Origin of the sequence: Kitasatospora sp. NPDC047058 (assembly GCF_040643935.1) — a bacterium.
Lineage (GTDB): Bacteria > Actinomycetota > Actinomycetes > Streptomycetales > Streptomycetaceae > Kitasatospora.
In genome coordinates this window covers 20730-27455 of record NZ_JBEYVJ010000087.1, presented here as the reverse complement: position 1 = coordinate 27455, position 6726 = coordinate 20730, and the positions used below count along the sequence as shown (strand labels likewise).

The window sequence follows — 6726 nt, the reverse complement described above, 5'->3', positions numbered from 1 at the left end:
GGTGCGGCGGGCCCGGACGGGCTTCTCCGCGACCGGCTCGGCCTCGGCCGGCGCGGCGGCGGGCGCCTCGGAAGCCGGAGCCTCGGCGGCCTCCGGACCGGTGACGACGATCGCGGTGGCCTCCGGCGCCCCGGCGGGCGCCTCGGCACGCTTGCGGGTGCGGCGGGCCCGGACGGGCTTCTCCGCGACCGGCTCGGCCTCGGCCGGCGCGGCGGCGGGCGCCTCGGTGGCCGGCGCCTCGGCCGGGATCACCGTCTCGGCGGCCTCGGCGGCCGCTCCCTGCGGGGTGCCCGCCGGGCGGGACACCGCACGGCGACGGCGGCGCGGCGGCGCGGCGGACGCGCCCTCGCCACCGGTCACGGTGGATTCGTTCTGTTCCGCTGCCGCAGACTGCTGCGGATCGGTGTTATCGAGCATGCGGGTGGATCTCCCGTCAGGCCCCCGGGCTCCGTATCCGGGCACGGCAGGGCACCGGTGGCCGGCCGGCATCACGCGGATGCCCGGGCCGGACCCTTTCCCGGTGCCACCGTGCGGACGCGAGGCCGCACAGGGGCTCGTAGTCTCGCTCGGCGCCCCGCGCTCGGCGGGGTGTCGAAAGTCTTCTGGTCTGACCAGTCTTCTGAGGTTTTCCCAAGCTGCGCCGTCCCCCAACCCCGGGTGGCTCCCGGACGGGGTCCTCGGGCCCACCGACCATCCGGGTCGGCGGGCCGCAAGAGGCCGGCCTGTGCTTCGACGACGCTCGCTCCCCTGGGGAGCCGCGGGGGCCTGGAGGACCAGCGGGTCCAGTGGGTACTGGACCCGGCCTCCGCCCGCTAGGCGGACGCGGTTGCGCGCGGCTCGCCGGCCGCCACAGGGCCGGCCGGGGCCGCGGCGCGGTCGAGCGCCAGCGGGTCGGTCACCGTGCCGGTCTCCTCGTCGAGCGGCCCCTGCGCCAGCCTGGTCACCTCTGCGGGGACCGGCGGCGCCAGGTCGGCCGTCGCACGGAGACCGGACAATACGTCGTCGGGTCGTACGGCGGGTGTGGCGTGTCGTACTACCAGGCGCAGTATCGCACAGGGACGGCCGGTCCGAACATCGCGGGCCCCTTCGCCTTCCGTGTCCGCACCGCCGTCGACCTGGGACGGGAGGAGTTCCAGCGCCGACACCGCGCCGCGCGCGTCGAAGACCCGCACGCCGTTCTTGGTGAGGCGTTCGACCTCGACCCGCTCCTCGGCCAGGAAGGCGCCGACCGCACGGGCCGCCTCGTCCCGGGTGACACCGTCCAGCCGGACCTGCCACTCGGAGGCCTCCAGGCGCTCCACGAAGTTCGGCGTCCGGACCTCGACCGCGTCGATGACGTCCAGGCCGTTCGGCAGCGACTCGTCGAGCTGCGCACGCAGCTCCTCCGGGTCGCGGACCGCGGCGAGACCGATCTCCAGGTACTCCGCCTCGCTCGCCACCCCGGTCGGGGCGGCATTGGCGTACGACACCTTCGGGTGCGGAGTGAACCCGGCCGAGTAGGCCATCGGCACGGCCGAGCGGCGCAGGGCGCGCTCGAAGGCGCGCTGGAAGTCGCGGTGGCTGGTGAAGCGGAGCCGGCCGCGCTTGGTGTAGCGGAGACGGATCCGCTGCACCGTCGGCGCGGGCGGCGGACCGTCGGGCGTACGGCGTGCCAGGGTCGCTCAGTCCTTAGTCAGTTGTCCCCGTCCGTGGTGGCGTCTTTCCGCCACGTCCCGGACTCTGTCACCTCAAAGGGTACGCGCCCCGCCGGGCCCCTCGCTCCGCCCCTGGTCAGCCGGGACGCACCGACCCCCGGCCGGGGCGTCCCGGCCGGGGGTCGGCGGCGGTGTCCTACTTGACGACCGTCAGCGGCAGCAGCTTCTTGCCGGTGGGGCCGATCTGGATCTCGGTCTGCATCTGCGGGCACACGCCGCAGTCGAAGCACGGGGTCCAGCGGCAGTCGTCGACCTCGACCTCTTCGAGGGCGTCCTGCCAGTCCTCCCAGAGCCAGTCCTTGTCGAGGCCGCTGTCCAGGTGGTCCCAGGGCAGCACCTCCTCGTAGGTGCGCTCGCGGGTGGTGTACCAGTCGACGTCGACGCCGGTGCCGGCCAGGCCCTTCTCGGCGGACGCCATCCAGCGGTCGTAGGAGAAGTGCTCGCGCCAGCCGTCGAAGCGGCCGCCGTCGTCGTACACCGCGCGGATGACCGCGCCGATCCGGCGGTCACCGCGGGAGAGCAGACCCTCGACGATGCCGGGCTTGCCGTCGTGGTAGCGGTAGCCGATGTTCTTGCCGTACTTGCGGTCGCCGCGGATGGAGTCGCGCAGCTTGGCCAGGCGCTCGTCGGTGGCCTCGGCGGACAGCTGCGGGGCCCACTGGAACGGGGTGTGCGGCTTGGGCACGAACCCGCCGATGGAGACGGTGCAGCGGATGTCGTTCTGGCCGGTGACCTCGCGGCCCTTCTGGATGACGTTCTTCGCCATCTCGCCGATCTGGAGCACGTCCTCGTCGGTCTCGGTGGGCAGGCCGCACATGAAGTACAGCTTCACCTGGCGCCAGCCGTTGCCGTAGGCGGTGGCGACGGTGCGGATCAGGTCCTCCTCCGACACCATCTTGTTGATCACCTTGCGCATGCGCTCGCTGCCGCCCTCGGGGGCGAAGGTGAGGCCCGAGCGGCGGCCGTTGCGGCTCAGCTCGTTGGCGAGGTCGATGTTGAAGGCGTCGACGCGGGTGGACGGCAGCGACAGGCCGATCTTGTCGTCGGTGTAGCGGTCGGCCAGGCCCTTGGCGATGTCGCCGATCTCGGTGTGGTCGGCGCTGGACAGCGACAGCAGGCCGACCTCCTCGAAGCCGGTGGCCTTCAGCCCGCGCTCGACCATCTCGCCGATGCCGGTGATGCTTCGCTCCCGCACGGGGCGCGTGATCATGCCGGCCTGGCAGAAGCGGCAGCCGCGGGTGCAGCCGCGGAAGATCTCGACGGACATCCGCTCGTGCACGGTCTCCGCGAGCGGGACGAGCGGCTGCTTCGGGTAGGGCCACTCGTCGAGGTCCATGACGGTGTGCTTGGAGACCCGCCACGGCACGCCCGGGGCGTTCGGCACGACGCGGCCGATCCGGCCGTCGGCCAGGTACTCCACGTCGTAGAACTTGGGCACGTACACCCCGCCGGTGCGGGCCAGGCGCAGCAGCAGCTCGTCGCGCCCGCCCGGGCGGCCCTCGGCCTTCCAGCCGCGGACGAGCTCGGTGATGTCCAGCACGGCCTGCTCGCCGTCGCCGACCACCGCGCAGTCGACGAAGTCCGCGATCGGCTCGGGGTTGAACGCGGCGTGGCCGCCGGCCAGCACGATCGGGTCGTCGTCGGTGCGGTCCTTCGCCTCCAGCGGGATGCCCGCGAGGTCGAGCGCGGCCAGCATGTTGGTGTAGCCGAGCTCGGTGGAGAAGGAGAGGCCGAACACGTCGAAGGCCTTCACCGGGCGGTGCGCGTCCACGGTGAACTGCGGGACGCCGTGCTCGCGCATCAGCGCCTCGAGGTCCGGCCAGACGCTGTAGGTCCGCTCGGCGAGCACGCCCTCGCGCTCGTTGAGCACCTCGTAGAGGATCATGACGCCCTGGTTGGGCAGGCCCACCTCGTAGGCGTCCGGGTACATCAGCGCCCAGCGGACGTCGCAGGCGTCCCAGTCCTTGACGGTCGAGTTCAGCTCGCCGCCGACGTACTGGATCGGCTTCTGGACGTGCGGGAGGAGGGCCTCCAGGCGTGGGAAGACCGATTCGACAGTCATGTACTAGGAACCCTTACGACGTTGAGAGGTGTCGCGCGCAGCGGACCCCGGTCGGGGTGGTGGGCGACGTCCGGAGGGGGTGACCCTCAAGGGTAGCCGAATCCGGTGGGCGTCCGGCCGGGCGGCGGAGCCGGTGCGGGCGCCGCCCGGGCGGTGCTCACTCGCTGCTCACCGGCTGTTGACAGTCCCGGACGGCCCGTGCGGTACTGGCAGGGCTCCGCCGGGAGGCCCTGCAGCCATCGGGACAAGGAAGTTGACCATGCATGTCGGCACCGACTCCGGCCTCCCGGCATGACCGACACCGGCCGTCGGGTGCCCCGCTGCACGCCCCCGGAGGGCCGCCCGGCCCGCTACCCGACGGTGGCCCGCGCCGAGGCCGTCGCGGGCCGGCTGGCCCGGCTCCACCCGGACCGCTGCCGACTGCGCGAGGCGGGCCGTTCCCGGGGCGGCCGCCCGATGCTGCTGCTCTCCGTGGACGCCGGCGAACGCGCCGTGCTGGTGGTCGGCGGCCCGCACCCGAACGAGCCGGTCGGTGTCGCGACCGCGCTGCGGCTCGCCGGGAAGGTGCTGGACCGGCCGCCGCGGCCGGGCGTCTCCTGGCACGTCCTGCTCTGCCTGGACCCGGACGGCGCGGCGCTGAACCAGGGCTGGCTGGACGGCCCGCTCACCGCCGTGCGGCACTACGAGCACTTCTACCGGCCCGCCTTCGAGGAACAGCCGGAGCTGTTGCCGGCCGCCGACGCGGGCCGCGCGCCGATGCCGGAGAGCCTGGTGCTGACCGGGCTGATCGACGAGCTGCGCCCGGTCCTGCAGTGCTCGCTGCACGGGGTGGACTTCGGCGGCGCGTTCGTGCAGCTGACCCGGCCGGTTCCGGGCCTGGCGGAGCGGCTGACCCGTTCGGTGGCGCGCGGCGGCATCCCGCTGGACGTCGACTCGTACGACGCGCTGGGCTGGGCCAGCCCGGCTCCCGGGACGTATCTGATGCCGGCGCCGGGGGTGGCCGGGGTGCAGGCGCTGCCGGACCGGCCGGAGCTGTCCACCTGGTCCTACGCCGGGCGGCACGGCGGGGTGACGGCCGTGCTGGAGGTGCCGATGTGGGCGGTCGACGCGGTCGGCGACGGCGGCCGGCACCCGGACGTCGGGCCGGCCGTGGCGGCTGCGGCCGCCACGCTGCGGGAGCGCACCGGGCGGCTGTCCGCGCTGCTGCCGCTGGTCCCGCCGCACGCGCGGCGCGCGGTCGGCGGGTCGCTGCTGCGCACCGCCGAGTTCAGCCTGGGGGTCTGCCCGCGGCTGGCGGACGAGTGGCTGGCGGACTGGTGCGGCCGGCCGTTGTCGGTGTCCCGGGTGACCGCCGCCCGGATCGTCGCGGAGCGGATACCGCTGCGGGTGGCGTCGATCCTGCTGCGGCTGCTCGCGGACACCGGCGGCCCGGCGGTGGAGGCCGGCCGGGAGCAGGCCCGGGCGATCGTGGCGGCGGGCCTGGACGGCCTGCAGCGGCTCGGCGCCCGCTGGGTGCCGGTGGAGACGCAGGTGGCGCACCAGACCCGGGTGGTGCTGGCCGCCGCCGACTGCCTGCTGCCGTAGCGGCCCGGCCGGGAACGCCGGCGGGGCCGGCCCGGGGGTGTCCCGGACCGGCCCCGCCGGTGGTCGTGCTCAGGTCTCCCGCTCCGCCCCCAGTCCGGCCCGCCCGTCGGGCGCCCGGCCGCGGCCGGCCGTGGTGAGGTCGTGCTCAGGACGTGCTCAGGACGTGCTCAGGCCGCTATCGGCCGCTGGCTCTGCACCGCCTGCAGCAGCCCGATCGCCACCCAGGTCGCGAACATCGACGACCCGCCGTAGGAGACGAACGGCAGCGGGATGCCGGCCACCGGCATGATGCCCAGGCACATCCCGATGTTCTCGAAGCCCTGGAAGGCGAACCAGGCGACCACCCCGGCCGCCACGATGGTGCCGTACAGGTCGGTCGCGTGCCGGGCGATCCGGCAGGCCCGCCAGAGCACCACCCCGAGCAGCACGATTATCGCCATCGCCCCGAGGAAGCCCAGCTCCTCGCCGGCCACGGTGAAGACGAAGTCGGTCTGCTGCTCCGGCACGAACTGCCCGGTGGTCTGCGTCCCGTGGAACAGCCCCTTGCCGGTCAGCCCGCCCGAGCCGATCGCGATCCGGGCCTGCGCGGTGTTGTAGCCCACGCCGGACGGGTCGAGGGCCGGGTTGGCGAAGGCGGCGAAGCGGTCGATCTGGTACTTGCTCAGCACGCCGAGCTTCCAGATCGCGACGCAGCCGGCCACCCCGGCCAGGATCAGCCCGAAGACCCACCGGTTGGCGGCGCCGGAGGCCAGCAGGATGCCCAGCACGATGACGGCCATCACCATCACCGAGCCGGCGTCCGGCATCAGCATCACGACCGCCATCGGCACCGTCGCCCAGACCAGTGCGCGGAACACCGCCCGGTGCGAGGGGAACTCCCGCTCCCCCGCGTCCACCTGGTCCGCCAGCACCACGGCCATCGCCAGCACGATCGCCAGCTTGGCGAACTCGGCCGGCTGGACGGAGAAGCCGCCGCCGAGCTGGATCCAGGAGTGCTGGCCGTTGATGGTCGAGCCGAGCGGGCTCAGGGTGGCCGCCAGCAGCAGGATCACGGCGACGTACAGGAACGGCACCACCGTGCGGAAGCGGCGGCTCCCTATCCCTATCACCACCGCGCAGAGCACCATTCCGATCACCACGTTCGTGAGGTGCCGGAACAGGAAGTACTGCGGGTCGCCGTGGGTGAGCGAGTCCCGGCCGCGGGTGGCCGACCAGACCAGCAGCGAGCTGCCGAGCGAGAGGACCACCGCGGCGAGCAGCAGTATCCAGTCGATCCGCCAGAGCGGGGAGTCCTTGGCGAGGGACTTCTTCGCCATCCCGGCGCGCTGCGGGGCGAGCCGCAGCTGCCGGTACGAACCGTAGGAACTCATGCGCCTGCCCCGTTCC

At 73.7% G+C, this 6726-nt stretch carries 4 protein-coding genes and 1 pseudogene; 1 reads left to right on the top strand and 4 read right to left on the bottom strand.

Annotated elements, in window-relative coordinates:
• The 3 genes and pseudogenes from ABZ885_RS16210 to ABZ885_RS16200 all read right to left on the bottom strand — a co-directional run.
• Nucleotides 1-417: pseudogene (locus ABZ885_RS16210) on the bottom strand (ribonuclease E/G); the annotation flags it as partial.
• Between the two features lie 395 nt (nt 418-812).
• Complete coding sequence (locus ABZ885_RS16205; RefSeq protein ID WP_360188153.1) at nt 813-1613, bottom strand: TIGR03936 family radical SAM-associated protein; 801 nt, start codon at nt 1611-1613, stop codon at nt 813-815.
• 217 nt (nt 1614-1830) lie between these two features.
• Nucleotides 1831-3756, bottom strand: coding sequence for a TIGR03960 family B12-binding radical SAM protein (locus tag ABZ885_RS16200; RefSeq protein ID WP_360188152.1), 1926 nt, complete (start codon nt 3754-3756; stop codon nt 1831-1833).
• 291 nt (nt 3757-4047) lie between these two features.
• On the opposite strand from ABZ885_RS16200, the gene ABZ885_RS16195 reads away from it, so the two are divergent.
• Nucleotides 4048-5340, top strand: a complete 1293-nt coding sequence (locus ABZ885_RS16195; protein ID WP_360188150.1) for a M14 family zinc carboxypeptidase — start codon at nt 4048-4050, stop codon at nt 5338-5340.
• A gap of 167 nt (nt 5341-5507) precedes the next feature.
• On the opposite strand, the gene rodA is transcribed toward ABZ885_RS16195, so the two are convergent.
• On the bottom strand, nt 5508-6710 hold the full coding sequence (gene rodA, locus ABZ885_RS16190; RefSeq protein WP_360188149.1) for a rod shape-determining protein RodA: 1203 nt from the start codon (nt 6708-6710) through the stop codon (nt 5508-5510).
• Nucleotides 6711-6726: the final 16 nt, after the last annotated feature.

Bases quoted from the DNA above. Each gene is read 5' to 3' on its own strand.
- ABZ885_RS16200 (WP_360188152.1), bottom strand. From the start codon at position 3,756: ATGACTGTCGAATCGGTCTTCCCACGCCTGGAGGCCCTCCTCCCGCAC.
- ABZ885_RS16195 (WP_360188150.1), top strand. From the start codon at position 4,048: ATGACCGACACCGGCCGTCGGGTGCCCCGCTGCACGCCCCCGGAGGGC.
- rodA (WP_360188149.1), bottom strand. From the start codon at position 6,710: ATGAGTTCCTACGGTTCGTACCGGCAGCTGCGGCTCGCCCCGCAGCGC.